The sequence below is a fragment of the Brevibacillus panacihumi W25 genome (genome assembly GCF_000503775.1).
GTDB classification, from domain to species: Bacteria; Bacillota; Bacilli; order Brevibacillales; family Brevibacillaceae; genus Brevibacillus; species Brevibacillus panacihumi_A.
Map to the genome: position 1 here is coordinate 165,068 of NZ_KI629786.1, position 17,798 is coordinate 182,865.

Below are 17,798 nucleotides of genomic sequence, written 5' to 3' on the forward strand. Positions count from 1 at the left end.
GGAGGAGACACGTGCGCAGAGGAGGCCTTTTCACTATGGTTGAAGGCAATACTTATTATGAAATGATCGGCGGAGCGGATACCTTGGCACGCCTTGTAGATACATTTTACGACTTAGTCATCCAACATCCGGATCTTTCTCCCTTGTTTCCCGACGACCTGTCTGATGTAAAAGAGAGACAGTACCAGTTCCTCACTCAATTCTTGGGAGGCCCTGCTCTCTACACCGAGAAACACGGGCATCCGATGCTGCGGGCTCGACACCTGCGTTTTCCGATCGGGCCGACACAAGCCGAAGCCTGGCTTGCCTGCATGAGCGAAGCAATGGATCGCACGGGGCTGCCGGAAGAACCGCGCCAGCAAATCTTCGAGCGCCTTCGTTTGACCGCCCACCATATGGTCAACCAATGGGAGCAGGCGGAATAATGGTCAAAAAGAAGCGTAGGGAGTGATTCCCTACGCTTTTGTTGTCGCATCGACCGCGGATTTCGCAACCGGCTGAGGCAGCTTCTTGGAACCCAAATAGACGCCGGCCACAATCATGCACAAAGCAAGTACATGAATCAATTGCAGCTTTTCACCTAAAAATATCGCCGCAAACACGAGACTGGCCAAGGGCATTCCATTTAAAAAGACGGCTGTTCGGCTAGCTCCAAGCTGCCGGATGCCGTAATTCCAGCCTACTGTGCCCAACGCCGAAGAAAAGACTGCGGACACCAGAATGACCAGCCATTGAAATGGACTAATTTCCATGCTCATATAATAGGTTACGGGTTTGTCGAGTAAAGCGACTGACCAAAGAAAGACCATCCCGAAAACCTGCGCCAATGCCGTAATCAGAAGCACAGGCACTCCCCTCATCACCAGCTTGCGAATCAATAGACCCCCGGTCACGTACATCAGCATGGAGAAAAACATAACCGCATCTCCCCAGCCGCTAACCTTCAGGCTTCCATGTTGAGAAAGAACAACTACCAGGACACCCGAAAAACCAACTCCAATTCCGAGTGCTTTACGCCAAGACATAGGTTCACCTAAAAAAAGCATTGCCAACAATCCGGTAGCCAACGGGTTCAATCCCAAAATGAGTGAGCCATTGCCAGCGGTTGTATACTGAACGCCAATGGCCATTGTAATCTGATGCAGAGCAATCGAGGTCGCCCCAATCCCCGCCAGGAGCAGCCATTCCATTTTCGCCATCCGCAGACGCTTTCGGTACGCCCAGATGATCGGGATAAAACAGGCGGCAGCCAATGCCATGCGCAGCGATGAAACAAATAACGGAGGGAACGTGGTCAGGTATTTCACCATCACTACGTTTAGTCCCCATATGGAGACTACCCCCGCCAACATGATAAATAGTAACCCTTCTTTATTTTTCATTGCCTTGTCTCCCATCGCGTACGTTCCAAATCATGCTGGTATTGTAGCACATCCTCCTTGTCATCTGCTGTAGAAGGATTTAGATTACCGTTATTGGAAAAATCGATTATGAAACGGCAAAAAGACCTGGCAACCAAAATGGTTGTCAGGTCTTTTACTATGGCAATCATTAAGCTTCGATGGAAGCAACTACGCCAGCGCCTACTGTACGGCCACCTTCGCGGATCGCGAAGCGAGTACCTTGTTCCATCGCTACTGGAGCGATCAGTTCAACGGTGAACTCAGTGTTGTCGCCAGGCATGATCATTTCAACGCCTTCTGGCAGTTGGATGATACCTGTAACGTCAGTTGTACGGAAGTAGAATTGTGGACGGTAGTTAGCAAAGAAAGGAGTGTGACGTCCGCCTTCTTCTTTGGACAGAACGTAAACTTCTGCTTTGAACTTAGTGTAAGGCTTAACGGAACCTGGTTTCGCCAAGCATTGTCCACGCTCGATGTCTTTACGGTCTACACCGCGCAGCAGAGCACCGATGTTGTCACCAGCTTCAGCTTGATCCAGCAATTTGCGGAACATCTCAACACCAGTAACTGTGGAAGTTTTTGTTTCCTCAGCCAGACCGATGATTTCTACTGGGTCACCAACTTTAACGATACCGCGCTCTACACGACCGGTAGCAACAGTACCACGACCAGTAATGGTGAACACGTCCTCAACTGGCATCAGGAAAGGCTTGTCAGTTGCACGCTCAGGAGTTGGGATGTAAGTATCTACAGCTTCCATCAGCTCAACAACTTTTTGTGCCCATTCGCCAGTTGGATTGTCCAAAGCTTCTTTAGCAGAACCTTTGATTACTGGAGTATCGTCACCTGGGAACTCGTATTGAGACAACAGGTCACGGATTTCCATTTCAACCAGTTCGAGCAACTCTTCATCGTCTACCATGTCACATTTGTTCATGAATACTACGATGTAAGGTACGCCTACTTGTTTGGAGAGCAGGATGTGCTCGCGAGTTTGTGGCATTGGGCCATCCGCTGCGGATACAACCAGGATCGCTCCATCCATTTGAGCAGCACCAGTAATCATGTTTTTCACATAGTCCGCGTGACCAGGGCAGTCAACGTGAGCATAGTGACGGTTCTCAGTTTCGTACTCAACGTGAGAAGTGTTGATTGTGATACCGCGCTCTTTTTCTTCAGGAGCAGCATCGATCGCAGCATAGTTCATAGCTTTTGCATTACCTTTTTGCGCCAATACAGTTGTGATGGCAGCAGTCAGGGTAGTTTTACCGTGGTCAACGTGACCAATGGTACCGATGTTAACGTGCGGTTTAGAACGCTCAAATTTTTCTTTTGCCATGAGAGCTAAAGCCTCCTTAAATGATAAGGGTTTATAGTGTTAAGAAAGGTTTACCCTACCTTGTGGTTTCCCACCAATATTGTAAACCTTTCTCGTTTCCAAATAAAGTCGTGCGCGGAAATTATTCGCCTTTGGATTTCTTGATGATCTCTTCGGAGATGAATTTTGGTACCTCTTCGTAGTGATCGATCTCCATGGAGTAGGTTCCGCGACCTTGTGTACGGGAGCGAAGAACTGTGGAGTAGCCGAACATCTCGGAGAGCGGCACCATTGCACGGATGGCTTGTGCGTTTGCACGAGCTTCCATACCTTCGATGCGGCCACGGCGGGAGTTCAGGTCACCCATTACGTCACCCATGTACTCTTCAGGCATAACTACTTCTACTTTCATGATTGGCTCAAGGAGTACAGCGCCACATTTTTTCGCAGCTTCTTTCAGAGCGAGAGAACCTGCTACTTTAAATGCCATCTCGGAGGAGTCGACGTCATGGTAGCTACCGTCTACGATAGTAGCTTTGATATCAACCAGCGGGAAGCCGGCGATAACACCATTTTTCATCGCTTCTTCGATACCTGCTTGAACAGCAGGGATGTACTCTCTCGGTACCACACCACCGACAATTTTGTTTTCAAACTGGAAGCCTTGACCTGGTTCGAGCGGAGCAAATTCCACCCAAACGTGACCGTATTGACCACGACCACCGGACTGACGAACGAATTTACCTTCCACTTTCGCTGCATTGCGGAATGTTTCACGATATGCAACTTGTGGAGCACCTACGTTCGCTTCCACTTTGAATTCACGTTTCATACGGTCAACGATGATCTCCAGGTGAAGCTCACCCATACCGGAGATGATGGTTTGACCAGTTTCTTCATCCGTGCGAGTTCTGAACGTAGGATCCTCTTCAGCCAGCTTGGACAGGGCGATACCCATCTTGTCTTGGTCTGCTTTGGATTTTGGTTCGATCGCAACGGAGATAACTGGCTCTGGGAATACCATGGACTCCAGGATCACTGGGGCCTTTTCATCACACAGAGTGTCACCAGTTGTCGTATCTTTCAAACCTACTGCAGCAGCGATATCACCGGAGTAAACCGTTTGGATTTCTTCGCGGTGGTTTGCGTGCATTTGCAGGATGCGGCCTACACGCTCACGCTTGCCTTTCGTAGAGTTCAGTACGTAAGAACCGGAGTTCATTACACCAGAGTAAACACGGAAGAAAGTCAGACGACCAACATACGGGTCAGTCATGATCTTGAAAGCAAGAGCAGAGAACGGACCATTGTCGTCAGCTGGACGAGTCACTTCTTCTTCGGAATCTGGCAACGTACCTTTGATTGCTGGAATGTCGATTGGAGAAGGCAGGTAAGAAACTACGTTGTCCAGCATTGGCTGTACGCCTTTGTTGCGGTAGGAAGAACCGCACATTACTGGAACGAGTTTTACCTCGATGGTACCTTTGCGCAGTGCTGCACGAATTTCATCGTTAGTCAGCTCTTCGCCTTCCAGGTACTTCATCATCAGCTCTTCATCTTGCTCTGCAGCCGCTTCAACCAATTTCAGACGAAGCTCTTCGCACTTCTCTTTCAGGTCTTCAGGGATATCTACAGCATCAGATGTTTTACCCAAGTCATCGGTATAAATGATCGCTTTCATCTCGATCAAGTCTACCATGCCTTTGAACTGGTCTTCTGCACCGATTGGATATTGGATCGCTACCGGGTTAGCGCCCAGACGTGTGCGGATTTGCTCCAGGCACATGTCGAAGTTCGCCCCGATGATGTCCATTTTGTTGATGTAGCAAAGGCGCGGAACGCCGTATTTGTCAGCCTGACGCCATACGGTCTCAGTCTGAGGCTCTACACCGCCTTTTGCGTCAAAAACGGTTACAGCACCGTCAAGAACGCGCAAGGAGCGCTCAACTTCAACAGTGAAGTCTACGTGTCCAGGCGTATCGATGATGTTGATTCGATGACCTTTCCACTGAGCGGTAGTAGCAGCAGATGTGATGGTGATACCGCGCTCTTGTTCTTGTTCCATCCAGTCCATGGTGGCGGCACCTTCGTGCGTTTCACCAATTTTATGAACGCGACCGGTATAGAACAGAATACGCTCTGTCGTTGTCGTCTTACCAGCATCAATGTGAGCCATGATACCGATATTACGCGTATTCGCTAAAGAGAACTCGCGAGCCATTAGGTGTGCTCCTTCCATACTCGAGTGTAAAAAGATAAGGGTGTCCAAAACAGACACCCGTTTTGGATCCTACCAACGATAGTGTGCGAACGCTTTGTTTGCTTCTGCCATTTTGTGCGTATCTTCACGCTTTTTCACGGCAGCACCAGTGTTGTTCGCTGCATCCATGATTTCATTAGCCAGACGTTGTTCCATGGTTTTCTCTCCACGGTTACGGGAGTAGTTAACCATCCAACGAAGACCGAGTGTAGTGCGGCGCTCAGGCTTCACTTCGATCGGTACTTGGTAGTTAGCACCACCTACACGGCGAGCTTTTACTTCCAGTACTGGCATTACGTTTTTCAGTGCTTCTTCAAACACTTCCATCGGGTTGCGACCTGTGCGCTCCTGGATGATGTTAAATGCGTTGTAGAGGATGTTTTGAGCTACACCGCGCTTACCATCCAACATCAAACGGTTAATCAAACGAGTAACCAGCTTGCTGTTGTAAATAGGATCAGGCAGCACGTCACGACGGGCTACAGGACCTTTACGAGGCATCGTATTCCCTCCTTCTTTTCGATATCAAATTACGCCACTTCACAGGCGTTTTTCTTATTTTTTAGCTGCTGCTTGACCTGGTTTTGGACGCTTGGTACCGTATTTGGAACGACCTTGTTTACGGTTGTTCACACCAGCAGTGTCAAGAGCACCACGAACGATATGGTAGCGTACCCCTGGCAAGTCTTTTACACGACCGCCGCGCACCAGCACGACGCTATGCTCTTGCAGGTTGTGGCCGATACCACCGATGTAAGCTGTTACCTCGATTCCGTTAGTCAAACGCACACGAGCGTATTTACGCAACGCGGAGTTCGGTTTTTTCGGAGTCATGGTACCTACACGAGTGCAAACACCACGTTTTTGAGGAGAGCTTTGGTTGGTTTGGCTTTTCTTGAAGCTGTTGTACCCTTTTTGCAGAGCTGGGGACTTCGACTTCACAACCTTATCCTCGCGACCTTTACGCACCAATTGGTTAATTGTAGGCATGATGTTACCTCCCTTCTTAATACCCAATCTCAAGACCACAGATCCAGGTGAGTCATTTTGGGGTCAAATAGAAAGTTCTTGTCCAGTGTGACGCAACGCGGAACACCAAACAAAAACATCGTTAACCACTTTTTTTAATCGCGGCCGTTGCCGCTCCCACTTCAATTCCGCACACCTTGCCTAATCGGCGCATGGAATCCACATGGATGACTGGCACACCCTTCTCTTTGCAAAGGAGCTCGACCTTTTGGGTCAAACGCCGATCGGCATCATCTGCGATATAGACCGTTTCTACTTGTCCGTTTTCCACGGCTTTCATCGTTTGCTTGATTCCGATGGTTAACTCCTTGGCCCGCTCTACTTTTTCATAAGACATGATGATCATATCCTCCAAAGTACAGATGTCAGGCACACTAGAACATAATAGCAGGTAGGCTATTAGATGTCAATGCCCGTTTCTCATATTTTTTAGTGGAGAAAACGCCCGCCATACGACGGGCGTTTCACCTTGTTTACTCCACAGAAACGGCTTCCTGCTGCTCTTTTTCCGCAGCTTCTGCTTCGTAATCAGCCACACTGGCCACATTGATATTGCGATAACGGGACATTCCTGTACCTGCTGGAACCAGTTTTCCGATAATCACGTTCTCTTTCAGACCCAAGAGACGGTCTACCTTGCCTTTGATAGCAGCATCGGTGAGTACGCGAGTCGTTTCCTGGAAGGATGCTGCAGACAGGAAGGAGTCTGTCTCGAGGGATGCTTTGGTAATCCCCAAAAGAACCGGACGTCCAACTGCCGGATTTTTGCCTTCCAGCAATACTTTGGCGTTCGCTTGCTCGAATTCCGGTACCTCAACGTACGAGCCTGGCAACAAATCGGTATCTCCGCTGTCAATGACGCGCAGCTTGCGAAGCATTTGACGAATCATAACTTCGACGTGCTTGTCGTTAATTTCTACACCCTGCATGCGGTACACTTTTTGAACCTCTTGCAAAATGTAGTTGGATACACCGCGCATGCCGCGAACTTTCAACATTTCTTTCGGGTCTACGGAACCCTCAGTGAGCTCATCCCCGGCGTTCAGCTTAGTACCAACCGATACCTTGATGCGTGCGCCGTATGGAGCGGAGTACACCTTGTTTTCCGCTTCGCCTTGCACTTCGATCTCACGACGGTCTTTTACCTCGCGAATATCAACGACTTCCCCGTCGATCTCGGAAATAACCGCCTGACCTTTTGGATTGCGCGCTTCAAACAGCTCCTGAATACGCGGCAAACCTTGGGTAATATCGTCTCCGGCAACCCCACCGGTATGGAATGTACGCATCGTCAGCTGCGTACCAGGCTCCCCGATGGATTGAGCGGCGATAATGCCCACCGCTTCGCCCACTTCCACTTCTGCTCCTGTCGCCAGGTTGCGGCCGTAGCACAGTTTGCAGACACCGTGACTGGTGCGGCAAGCGAGTACGTTGCGGATATAAACTTCAGTAATCCCGACTTTTTCGATGTAGTCAGCAACTTCTTCAGAGATTTCTTCGTTGCGGCGAACGATGATCTCTTTGGTCTCCGGATGGCGCAGCGTCTCGAAGCAGGTACGGCCGACGAGACGGTCCGAGAGCTTCTCGATTTCTTCCTTACCATCCTTGATCGCCGTAACGCGGATCCCCTTGTCTGTGCCACAGTCTTTTTCGCGGACGATCACGTCTTGGGCCACGTCTACCAGACGGCGAGTCAGATAACCCGAGTCCGCTGTACGCAGCGCCGTATCGGCGAGACCTTTCCGCGCACCGTGCGTGGAGATAAAGTACTCCAATACGGTCAGACCTTCACGGAAGTTGGATTTAATCGGCAACTCGATGATTCGTCCGGACGGGTTGGCCATCAGACCGCGCATACCAGCCAACTGTGTGATCTGGGACACGTTACCGCGGGCTCCGGAGTTCGCCATCATAAAGATCGCATTGAACTTATCCATGGACTTCATCAGGACTTCGGTTACTTCATCCTTGGCCTTGGACCAGATCGAGATGACGCGGTCGTAACGCTCGTCTTCGGTAATCAAACCGCGACGGAACTGCGTCATGACGGTTGCGACCTTTTGATCGGCTTCGTCGAGAATCTCTTTTTTCTTCTCTGGTACTGCGATGTCCGCGACGGCGATCGTAATACCTGCTTTCGTGGAGTACGTAAAGCCCAGTTCCTTGATTCGATCGAGAATCATGGAGGTTTTCATCGTGCCGAAGCGACGGAAGCACTCGGCGATGATCGTACCCAGGAAGCCTTTTTTCACAGCGCCGCTGTCCGGGAGATTCTTAATGAACTCCTTCACATTGACGCCTTTATCAAAGATGAAGTACTGGTCTGGCACCATGTTTTGCAGGTTGTTCTTGGTTGGCTCATTGATAAATGGCAGGTCTGGCGGGAAGATCTCGTTGAAAATCACTTTTCCTGCCGTCGTGACCAGCAATGCTTGTTCCTGATTTTCGGTAAAGCTTGTTTTGTTCAGCCGTTTCGCAGGCACCGCAATACGCGTGTGCAAGCTGATATAGCCTTGCTGGTAAGCAGCGATCACATCATGCGGATCGCGGTAAACAGTACCTTCCCCTTTGTCGCCTTCGCGCTCCAAGGTCAGGTAGTACGATCCGAGTACCATATCCTGGGATGGCGTGACAACCGGCTTACCGTCTTTCGGGTTGAGGATGTTCTGCGCTGCCAGCATGAGAATGCGTGCTTCTGCCTGCGCCTCAGCGGACAACGGAACGTGAACGGCCATCTGGTCACCGTCGAAGTCGGCATTGTATGCCGTACAAACGAGCGGGTGCAGACGAATCGCACGACCCTCTACCAGAACCGGTTCAAATGCCTGAATGCCCAGACGGTGCAAAGTGGGGGCGCGGTTCAACAGTACCGGATGCTCGCGGATTACGTCCTCGAGTACGTCCCACACTTCTGGCTGAACGCGCTCTACCTTGCGCTTGGCGCTCTTGATGTTGTGAGCGAGACCTTTGGCCACCAGCTCTTTCATCACGAACGGCTTGAACAGCTCCAGAGCCATCTCTTTCGGCAGACCGCACTGATACATTTTCAGGTTTGGTCCGACTACGATAACAGAACGGCCGGAGTAGTCTACACGTTTACCCAAGAGGTTCTGACGGAAGCGTCCTTGTTTCCCTTTCAGCATGTGGCTGAGGGATTTCAGCGGACGGTTACCCGGTCCAGTCACCGGACGACCGCGGCGTCCGTTATCGATCAACGCATCGACTGCTTCCTGCAGCATGCGTTTTTCGTTTTGTACGATGATGTCGGGAGCACCCAATTCCAAAAGGCGCTTCAGACGATTGTTCCGGTTGATTACGCGACGATACAGATCGTTCAGGTCAGAGGTCGCAAAGCGTCCCCCATCCAGTTGAACCATCGGGCGCAGCTCCGGTGGAATGACAGGCAGTACATCCAGCACCATCCAATCCGGGTGGTTGCCGGAGTTGCGGAATGCCTCCAGCACTTCCAGACGCTTGATCGCGCGATTGCGACGTTGTCCTTGCGCTGTTTTCAGGTCTTCCTTCAACGTCTCTACGTCTTTGTCCAAATCGATTTCAGCCAGCAGGCGCTTGATCGCTTCTGCTCCCATCATCGCTTGGAAGGAGTGTCCGTATTTTTCGCGATAATTGCGGTACTCTTTTTCAGAGAGCAATTGCTTCTTATCGAGCGGGGTGTCACCTGGGTCTGTGACCACATAGGATGCGAAGTAAATCACTTCCTCCAGGGAACGCGGGGACATGTCGAGCACCAAGCCCATACGGCTCGGAATCCCTTTGAAATACCAGATGTGAGAGACTGGGGCAGCCAGTTCAATATGCCCCATCCGCTCACGGCGTACCTTGGCGCGAGTCACTTCCACGCCACAACGATCGCACACGACACCTTTATAACGAACGCGCTTGTATTTTCCGCAATGGCATTCCCAGTCCTTGGTTGGTCCGAAGATGCGTTCGCAGAACAAGCCATCTTTTTCCGGTTTCAATGTACGGTAGTTGATCGTCTCCGGCTTTTTCACTTCCCCGAAAGACCACGAACGGATCTTATCGGGGGAAGCCAAGCCGATCTTCATATATTCGAAGTTGTTCACGTCTATCACAGGGCGTTACCTCCCTTTGTACCGGAATCTTACTCTGCTTCCTCCGAGCTTCCACCTTCAAGCACGAGGTTCAGCTTTTCACTGTTGCCCTCATCCTCGTCTTCCATTTCACGCATTTCAATCTCCTGCTCGTCACCGGACAGGATTTTCACGTCCATACCCAAGCTTTGCAGTTCCTTGATCAATACCTTGAACGACTCAGGAACACCTGGCTCCGGCACGTTTTCTCCCTTGACGATCGCTTCGTAGGTCTTCACACGACCGACCACATCATCCGACTTGACGGTGAGGATCTCCTGCAAGGTGTAGGCTGCACCGTAAGCTTCCAATGCCCATACCTCCATCTCCCCGAAACGCTGTCCGCCGAATTGAGCTTTACCGCCCAACGGCTGCTGGGTAACGAGAGAGTATGGTCCGGTAGAACGGGCGTGAATCTTGTCGTCTACCAAGTGAGCCAGTTTCAGCATGTATACGCAACCGACTGTGACACGACGATCGAATGGTTCCCCTGTACGGCCATCGTACAGAATGGTTTTACCGTCGCGATCCAAGCCAGCCTCTTCCAATGTTTCAAAGACTTCGTGCTGACGCGCCCCATCAAATACCGGTGTGGCTACGTGGATGCCCAAAAGTTTGGCCGCCATACCCAAGTGAGTCTCCAACACCTGACCGATGTTCATACGAGAAGGTACACCCAATGGGTTGAGGACGATCTCTACTGGAGAACCATCTGGCAGGAACGGCATGTCTTCCTCAGGCATGATCCGGGCAATAACCCCTTTGTTACCGTGGCGTCCCGCCATTTTGTCACCCACGGAAATTTTCCGTTTTTGGGCGATGTAGACACGGACGAGTTGATTGACGCCTGGAGGCAGCTCATCGCCGTTTTCACGGGTGAACACCTTCACGTCTACGATAATGCCGGAACCGCCATGCGGCACGCGCAAGGAAGTATCGCGAACCTCACGCGCTTTTTCCCCGAAAATCGCATGCAGGAGTCGCTCTTCAGCGGTCAGTTCAGTAACCCCTTTTGGCGTTACTTTCCCGACGAGAATATCGCCGTCCTGGATTTCCGCACCTACACGCACAATTCCGCGTTCGTCCAGATTTTTCAACGCATCTTCCCCTACGTTCGGGATGTCTCGCGTGATTTCTTCCGGACCGAGCTTGGTATCGCGAGCTTCGGATTCGTATTCTTCGATATGGATAGACGTATAGACGTCATCTTTCACCAGTTTTTCACTCAGCAAAATCGCATCTTCATAGTTGTATCCTTCGTAGGTCATAAACGCGACAATCACGTTGCGACCGAGAGCCAGTTCCCCTTTTTCAGTGGACGGGCCGTCACCAATGATGTCACCTTTTTCAATCCAGTCGCCGCGCTGTACGATCGGGCGCTGGTTGACGCAGGTACCTTGGTTGGAACGGATAAACTTGTGCAATTTGTACTTGTCGAGATCGCCGGCTACTTGTTTGCCATCGATCTCCTTGTAACGACGAACCCAGATTTCACGAGCGGTTACTCGTTCTACCTGTCCCGGATGCTTCGCCACGATGGCAACACCGGAGTCTTGCGCCGCTTTGTGCTCCATACCGGTACCGACAAACGGAGCCTGTGGAATCAAAAGCGGAACAGCTTGCCGCTGCATGTTGGAACCCATCAGGGCGCGGTTCGCGTCATCGTTCTCAAGGAACGGAATCAAAGCGGTCGCCACAGAAACAACCTGCTTCGGCGATACGTCCATGAAATCGACCTTGTCACGCGGTACGCTCAGGATCTCACCTTTACGTCGGCAAATGACCATGTCGTTGATAAAATGACCTTCATCATCGAGCGGCTGGTTTGCCTGCGCTACGTTGAAGACATCCTCTTCGTCAGCAGTCAAATAGCTGATTTCCGTGAGTACGCGTCCTGTCTCAGGGTCTACCTTGCGACGCGGCGTTTCGATAAAGCCGTAGTCGTTGATCCGCGCGAAGGAGGACAACGAGTTGATCAAGCCAATATTCGGTCCCTCTGGCGTCTCAATTGGACACATGCGTCCATAGTGGGAATGGTGAACGTCGCGCACTTCAAAGCCGGCGCGCTCACGAGTCAAACCACCAGGACCCAGTGCGGACAGACGGCGTTTATGCGTCAGCTCAGCCAACGGGTTGGTCTGATCCATAAACTGGGACAACTGCGAGCTTCCGAAGAACTCCTTCAGGGATGCAATCACCGGACGGATGTTAATGAGAGCTTGCGGCGTGATCTGGTTCTGATCCTGGATGGACATACGCTCACGCACTACGCGTTCCATTCGGGAAAGCCCGATACGGAACTGGTTTTGCAAGAGCTCACCCACAGAACGCAGACGACGGTTGCCCAAATGGTCGATGTCATCGGTCGTTCCGACACCATGCAGCAGGTTCATGAAGTAGTTGATCGCTGCCACGATGTCTGCTGGCGTGATGTGCTTGATAGTCTTGTCAATATTACCGTTGCCGATAATTTTGATGACTTTTCCATCCTCATTCGGGGAGAATATATTAATCGATTGCAGGTGAATGGTATCTTCCTCGAGAACTCCACCATGCGTGCGCACATCAATGAAACCAATATTCGTTTCCAGATGATCAATGATCCGATCCAGCAAGCGGCGGTCAATCATTTGGCCAGCATCAGCCAGGATCTCGCCTGTCTCTGCATTAACCAGCGTTTCAGCCAAGCGCTGATTGTAGAGACGGTTTTTCAAATGAAGCTTTTTGTTCATTTTGTAGCGGCCAACGGAAGCCAAATCATATCGCTTCGGATCGAAGAAACGCGATACCAAGAGGCTTTTCGCATTTTCTACAGTCGGCGGTTCACCCGGACGCAGGCGCTCGTAAATCTCAATCAACGCTTTCTCCGTAGAGTCAGTGTTGTCTTTTTCCAGCGTGTTCTTGATGTACTCATCCTCACCCAGCAGATTGAGGATTTCAATATCAGAGCCAAAGCCCAGTGCACGCAAAAGAACCGTTACCGGGATTTTGCGCGTACGGTCGATGCGGACATAAATCACGTCTTTCGCATCTGTCTCTAACTCCAGCCACGCACCCCTGTTCGGAATGACAGTAGCGGTAAACGTCTGCTTACCGTTTTTGTCCACTTTTGTGTTGTAATATACACTGGGGGAACGAACAAGCTGGCTGACAATAACGCGCTCAGCCCCATTAATAATGAAGGTTCCCGTTTCGGTCATGAGCGGGAAATCCCCCATGAAGACTTCTTGTTCCTTCACTTCTCCCGTCTCTTTGTTCAACAAACGTACCTTCACACGCAGAGGCGCCGCATAGGTGACGTCACGTTCTTTCGACTCGTCAACGTCATACTTCGGCTCTCCCAAGCTGTAGTCGATAAACTCCAGCACGAGATTGCCCGTGAAGTCCTGGATCGGCGAAATGTCCTGGAACATCTCACGCAGTCCCTCATCAAGGAACCATTGGTAGGACTTCTGCTGAATCTCGATGAGATTTGGAAGGCCCAGCACTTCGTTAATACGTGAATACGTACGACGCTGGCGATGTCGGCCACTTTGAATCACTTTACCTGCCAACTTATTCACCCCTCAGGTTGTGTTTTCACACATAGAAACTTGGCATTCGGCAACCCTTACAAGCAGACGAATACCTCAAATAAAAATGGGTTAAAGCAGTAATACCATTTTTAACCCAGAGAAACTCTATTTTAATAGAATTCCCAAGTTTTTACTCATGCATTCCTTCTTTTAACAAAAGAAGAAAAAGCACTTGACAGAAAGGGAATTACACAAAAATAGACATTTATCCCATATTGACATTTTATAATGCTATCACATCAGGATATTCCCGTCAAGAAAACTTTTCAAAAGTCAATCCTTGACTATTTCACTGCGCGGAAAATGGAATACCCTTTTTCCCGGTCCACTTCTTCTACGTGCGCATAAAGCTCTTGCAGCTTTTTCAAAGCTGAAGGTGCTCCTTGCTTTTTCTGAATGACCACCCACATCTCGCCGCCCTCTGAGAGCAGCTCATGTCCTTCTGCAAAGATCTTGTGGACGATTTCCTTGCCTGCGCGAATCGGCGGATTGGTCAGGATCACGTCATAGCATTCTCCCTGCACGGCACTGTAGACATCGCTGACTCGCACGTCTACATTGTGAATGCCATTGCGCTCTGCATTGCGCCTCGCCAGATCTGCTGCGCGCTCATTGACGTCGATCATCGTGACTGTCCCCTCGCTCGCGAGCTTGGCTGCTGTCAACCCGATCGGACCATAGCCACACCCCACATCCAGCACACGCGCTTGACGCGGAATCTGCATGTTCTCGATGAGCAGCAGACTGCCAAAATCAACACGATCGCGCGAAAAAACACCCGCATCTGTGGTGAAATGCAACTCATGTCCTCGCAATGTAAACGCCATTTGTCGCTCGTCATGCGCAGCACCTGGTTTGTTGGTGTAGTAATGATCTGCCACGTGTATATACCACCCTTTGTCTCGTCGTTTCTTCGATGGGGTTATCCTTTGCCTTTGCCTACAGAAAAACCCCCTGCCAAGGCAAGGGGATTTCCATATGGGAAGCTAACTTACTTCACTTCTACAGATGCGCCAGCTTCTTCGAGTTTTGCTTTGAGAGCTTCTGCTTCGTCTTTGGAAACGCCCTCTTTGAGTGTTTTTGGTGCGTTGTCTACCAGGTCTTTTGCTTCTTTCAGACCCAGACCAGTCAGTTCGCGAACCACTTTGATTACGTTGATTTTGGAAGCTCCGCCGCTTACCAGAGTTACGTTGAACTCAGTTTGCTCAGCAGCTGCTTCAGCAGCGCCACCAGCTACAACAGCTACAGGAGCTGCAGCAGTTACGCCGAATTCTTCTTCGATTGCTTTTACCAGGTCGTTCAGTTCGAGAACGGACATGCCTTTGATGGCTTCCAAGATTTGCTCTTTGCTCATTTGTAAATCCTCCATTCAAGGAATAGTGTTTAGATTTGGTGTTACCCGATCAGGCGATTACGCGCCTTGACCTTCTTTTTGCTCGGCCACTGCTTTGACTGCCAGTGCAACGTTGCGCATTGGAGCTTGCAGGACGGAGAGCAGCATGGACAAGAGACCTTCGCGGGAAGGAAGAGCTGCCAATGCTTTAATTTGATCAGCATCAACTACTTTACCTTCGATCACGCCACCCTTGATTTCCAGCTTGTCGTTTTTCTTCGCGAATTCAGCAATGATCTTCGCTGGAGCGATAACATCTTCCTTGGAGAACGCCAGAGCGTTTGGTCCAGTCAGATATTGGTCCAGTTCAGTCAAGCTTTCTTTCTCAGTAGCCAGACGAGTCAGGGAGTTTTTCAACACCTGGAACTCAACACCCGCTTCACGCAGTTGTTTGCGAAGCTCAGTAACTTGAGCTACAGTCAGACCGCGGTAGTCAGCCACCACTGTAGTTTGGCTTTCACGCAATTTGGATGCGATTTCGTTGATCGCCTGTACTTTCTCTTCACGAATAACGGTTGGACGAATTTCTGCCATTGTTTACACCTCCCGTGCTCTATCTCGAAAAAAGGAAAATGCCCTCGCAGACTCACGAGGGCATAATGCTCTATCGTCAAAGGAAAGATACCTTTCCTCTTTCGTACATTACACGCCTCGGAGGGATATTAAGCAGCGTTCATTCAAACGCGCACCTTCTGTCTACGGCATATTCATTTCATCAACAGGCACTATCTTAACAACTCCCAGAAAGGAAGTCAAGCGTCATTATTTTACAGCAACGCGTACACCAGGACCCATAGTGGAGCTGATGGATACGTTTTTCATGTAGATACCTTTTGCAGCAGCTGGCTTCGCGCGGTTCAGCGCTTCAGTCAGAGCAGCCAGGTTCTCAACCAGCTTGTCAGCATCGAAGGATACTTTACCGATTGGAGCGTGGATGTTACCAGCTTTATCTACACGGTACTCGATTTTACCAGCTTTGATTTCGTTAACCGCTTTGGTTACATCAAAGGTAACAGTACCAGTTTTCGGGTTAGGCATCAGGCCTTTTGGACCGAGTACACGACCCAATTTACCTACTTCACCCATCATGTCAGGAGTTGCTACTACGACGTCAAATTCGAACCAGCCACCCTGAATTTTTGCGATCATGTCTGCATCGCCTACGTAGTCTGCTCCTGCTGCTTCCGCATCTTTCGCTTTTTCGCCTTTTGCGAAAACGAGAACGCGTTGCACTTTACCAGTACCGTGCGGCAGAACAACAGCACCACGGATTTGTTGGTCAGCACGCTTCGGGTCTACACCCAGACGGAATGCTGCTTCAACGGTTTCATCAAATTTAGCGGAAGCTGCTTTTTTAACCAGCTCTACGCCTTCAGCTACTTCGTATACTTTGTTCTTATCAATCAGCTTGGTAGCCTCTTGATATTTCTTTCCATGTTTCGCCATGTTTGAAATCTCCCTTCAATGTGGTCGTAGCGGTTAATCCTCCCACAGACAAGGGGCACAACGTCTGTGCCCCTTTGCACCAAGACAATTAGTCTTCGATTACGATACCCATGGAACGAGCAGTACCTTCCACCATGCGCATAGCCGCTTCCACGGATGCTGCATTCAGGTCAGGACGCTTCAGTTCCGCGATTTCACGAACTTTATCACGCTTCAGCGTAGCAACTTTTGTTTTGTTTGGTACGCCAGAACCGGACTCGATGCCAGCAGCTTTCTTCAACAGAACAGCAGCTGGAGGAGTTTTGGTGATAAAAGTGAAAGAACGGTCTTCAAACACGGTGATTTCCACCGGAATGATCATACCTGCTTCGCTCTCTGTACGAGCGTTGAATTCTTTACAGAAACCCATGATGTTCACACCAGCTTGACCGAGAGCCGGACCTACTGGAGGCGCAGGATTCGCTTTACCTGCTGGGATTTGTAATTTAATTACGCGGATAACCTTCTTAGCCACGTAAGACACCTCCTTACTTCACATGTGGTAATTACGGGGGAATGCCCCCTCCCACCGTTTGGTGAAAGCTTCGTTTATGTAACGAAAACTTCCGATCTATAGTGAGAGTGCAAGAAACCCCAAATATTGTTGTGGGATTGTGAAAACAACATGAAATGTATCACATCACGTCATTCTTTTCAAGTTGATTCCTAATCCAATTTTTGAACCTGTGTAAAGTCTAGCTCCACCGGCGTTTCACGTCCAAAAATGTCCACCAATACGCGAACCTTCTGTCTGTCCGGGTGAATCTCGATAATCTCCCCGGTGCGATTGGAGAATGGACCGTCTGTGACGCGCACCATATCGCGGAGAGCAAAATCGACTTTGATCTTGGGAATCTCGATTCCCATTTGTTTGAGAATCGTGTCGGCCTCTTCAGGACGCAGCGCTGTCGGCTTGGAGCCGGCGCCCGTGGATCCAACAAAGCCGGTAACCCCAGGAGTGTTGCGCACGACATACCAAGAGTCGTCCGTCATCACCATTTCAACAAGAACGTATCCAGGAAACACTTTTTTCGTAACGGTGCGCTTTTTTCCATCCTTGGTCTCTACCTCTTCTTCGGTAGGGACAAGTACGCGAAAGATCTTGTCTTCCATGCCCATCGATTCGACGCGCTTCTCCAGATTCGTTTTCACCTTGTTTTCGTAACCTGAGTACGTGTGAACGACATACCATGCTTTTTCCATATCCAACAGGACGTTAA

15 protein-coding genes and 1 other annotated feature are annotated in these 17,798 nt (G+C 50.1%); of the genes, 1 reads left to right on the forward strand and 14 read right to left on the reverse strand.

Features of this window, described 5'->3' with window-relative positions; translation table 11 throughout:
• Positions 1-35: 35 nt before the first annotated feature.
• On the forward strand, positions 36-425 hold the full coding sequence (locus T458_RS50390) for a globin domain-containing protein (RefSeq protein WP_023558741.1): 390 nt from the start codon (positions 36-38) through the stop codon (positions 423-425).
• 30 nt (positions 426-455) lie between these two features.
• On the opposite strand, the gene T458_RS50395 is transcribed toward T458_RS50390, so the two are convergent.
• From T458_RS50395 to nusG, 14 genes are all read right to left on the reverse strand, one after another.
• Positions 456-1,382: a DMT family transporter gene (locus tag T458_RS50395; protein WP_023558742.1), complete on the reverse strand. Its 927-nt coding sequence runs from the start codon at positions 1,380-1,382 to the stop codon at positions 456-458.
• Positions 1,383-1,551: 169 nt separating this feature from the next.
• Positions 1,552-2,742 carry an elongation factor Tu gene (gene tuf, locus T458_RS50400; RefSeq protein WP_023558743.1) on the reverse strand — a complete coding sequence of 397 codons (1,191 nt, stop codon included), beginning with the start codon at positions 2,740-2,742 and terminating at the stop codon, positions 1,552-1,554.
• Positions 2,743-2,863: 121 nt separating this feature from the next.
• Positions 2,864-4,942, reverse strand: a complete 2,079-nt coding sequence (fusA, locus tag T458_RS50405; RefSeq protein WP_023558744.1) for an elongation factor G — start codon at positions 4,940-4,942, stop codon at positions 2,864-2,866.
• Positions 4,943-5,011: 69 nt separating this feature from the next.
• On the reverse strand, positions 5,012-5,482 hold the full coding sequence (rpsG, locus tag T458_RS50410; RefSeq protein ID WP_023558745.1) for a 30S ribosomal protein S7: 471 nt from the start codon (positions 5,480-5,482) through the stop codon (positions 5,012-5,014).
• Between the two features lie 54 nt (positions 5,483-5,536).
• Positions 5,537-5,971: a 30S ribosomal protein S12 gene (gene rpsL, locus T458_RS50415; protein WP_012683978.1), complete on the reverse strand. Its 435-nt coding sequence runs from the start codon at positions 5,969-5,971 to the stop codon at positions 5,537-5,539.
• A gap of 121 nt (positions 5,972-6,092) precedes the next feature.
• Positions 6,093-6,347, reverse strand: a complete 255-nt coding sequence (locus tag T458_RS50420; protein WP_031306169.1) for a 50S ribosomal protein L7ae-like protein — start codon at positions 6,345-6,347, stop codon at positions 6,093-6,095.
• A gap of 136 nt (positions 6,348-6,483) precedes the next feature.
• The gene (rpoC, locus tag T458_RS50425; protein WP_023558747.1) at positions 6,484-10,107 is read right to left on the reverse strand and encodes a DNA-directed RNA polymerase subunit beta'; all 3,624 of its coding nucleotides are present in this window, start codon (positions 10,105-10,107) and stop codon (positions 6,484-6,486) included.
• A gap of 29 nt (positions 10,108-10,136) precedes the next feature.
• Positions 10,137-13,679, reverse strand: a complete 3,543-nt coding sequence (gene rpoB / locus T458_RS50430; RefSeq protein WP_023558748.1) for a DNA-directed RNA polymerase subunit beta — start codon at positions 13,677-13,679, stop codon at positions 10,137-10,139.
• A gap of 305 nt (positions 13,680-13,984) precedes the next feature.
• On the reverse strand, positions 13,985-14,581 hold the full coding sequence (locus tag T458_RS50435; protein ID WP_023558749.1) for a class I SAM-dependent methyltransferase: 597 nt from the start codon (positions 14,579-14,581) through the stop codon (positions 13,985-13,987).
• A 110-nt stretch (positions 14,582-14,691) separates the two neighbouring features.
• Positions 14,692-15,054: a 50S ribosomal protein L7/L12 gene (gene rplL, locus T458_RS50440; RefSeq protein ID WP_023558750.1), complete on the reverse strand. Its 363-nt coding sequence runs from the start codon at positions 15,052-15,054 to the stop codon at positions 14,692-14,694.
• A 57-nt stretch (positions 15,055-15,111) separates the two neighbouring features.
• Positions 15,112-15,627 carry a 50S ribosomal protein L10 gene (gene rplJ / locus T458_RS50445; RefSeq protein ID WP_023558751.1) on the reverse strand — a complete coding sequence of 172 codons (516 nt, stop codon included), beginning with the start codon at positions 15,625-15,627 and terminating at the stop codon, positions 15,112-15,114.
• Positions 15,628-15,651: 24 nt separating this feature from the next.
• Positions 15,652-15,813, reverse strand: a sequence feature (ribosomal protein L10 leader region).
• Between the two features lie 42 nt (positions 15,814-15,855).
• The gene (rplA, locus tag T458_RS50450) at positions 15,856-16,539 is read right to left on the reverse strand and encodes a 50S ribosomal protein L1 (protein ID WP_023558752.1); all 684 of its coding nucleotides are present in this window, start codon (positions 16,537-16,539) and stop codon (positions 15,856-15,858) included.
• Between the two features lie 88 nt (positions 16,540-16,627).
• Positions 16,628-17,053 (reverse strand): 50S ribosomal protein L11, encoded by a 426-nt coding sequence (rplK, locus tag T458_RS50455; protein ID WP_023558754.1) that lies wholly within the window; start codon positions 17,051-17,053, stop codon positions 16,628-16,630.
• 191 nt (positions 17,054-17,244) lie between these two features.
• Complete coding sequence (gene nusG / locus T458_RS50460; RefSeq protein WP_023558756.1) at positions 17,245-17,781, reverse strand: transcription termination/antitermination protein NusG; 537 nt, start codon at positions 17,779-17,781, stop codon at positions 17,245-17,247.
• Between the last annotated feature and the right edge of the window lie 17 nt (positions 17,782-17,798).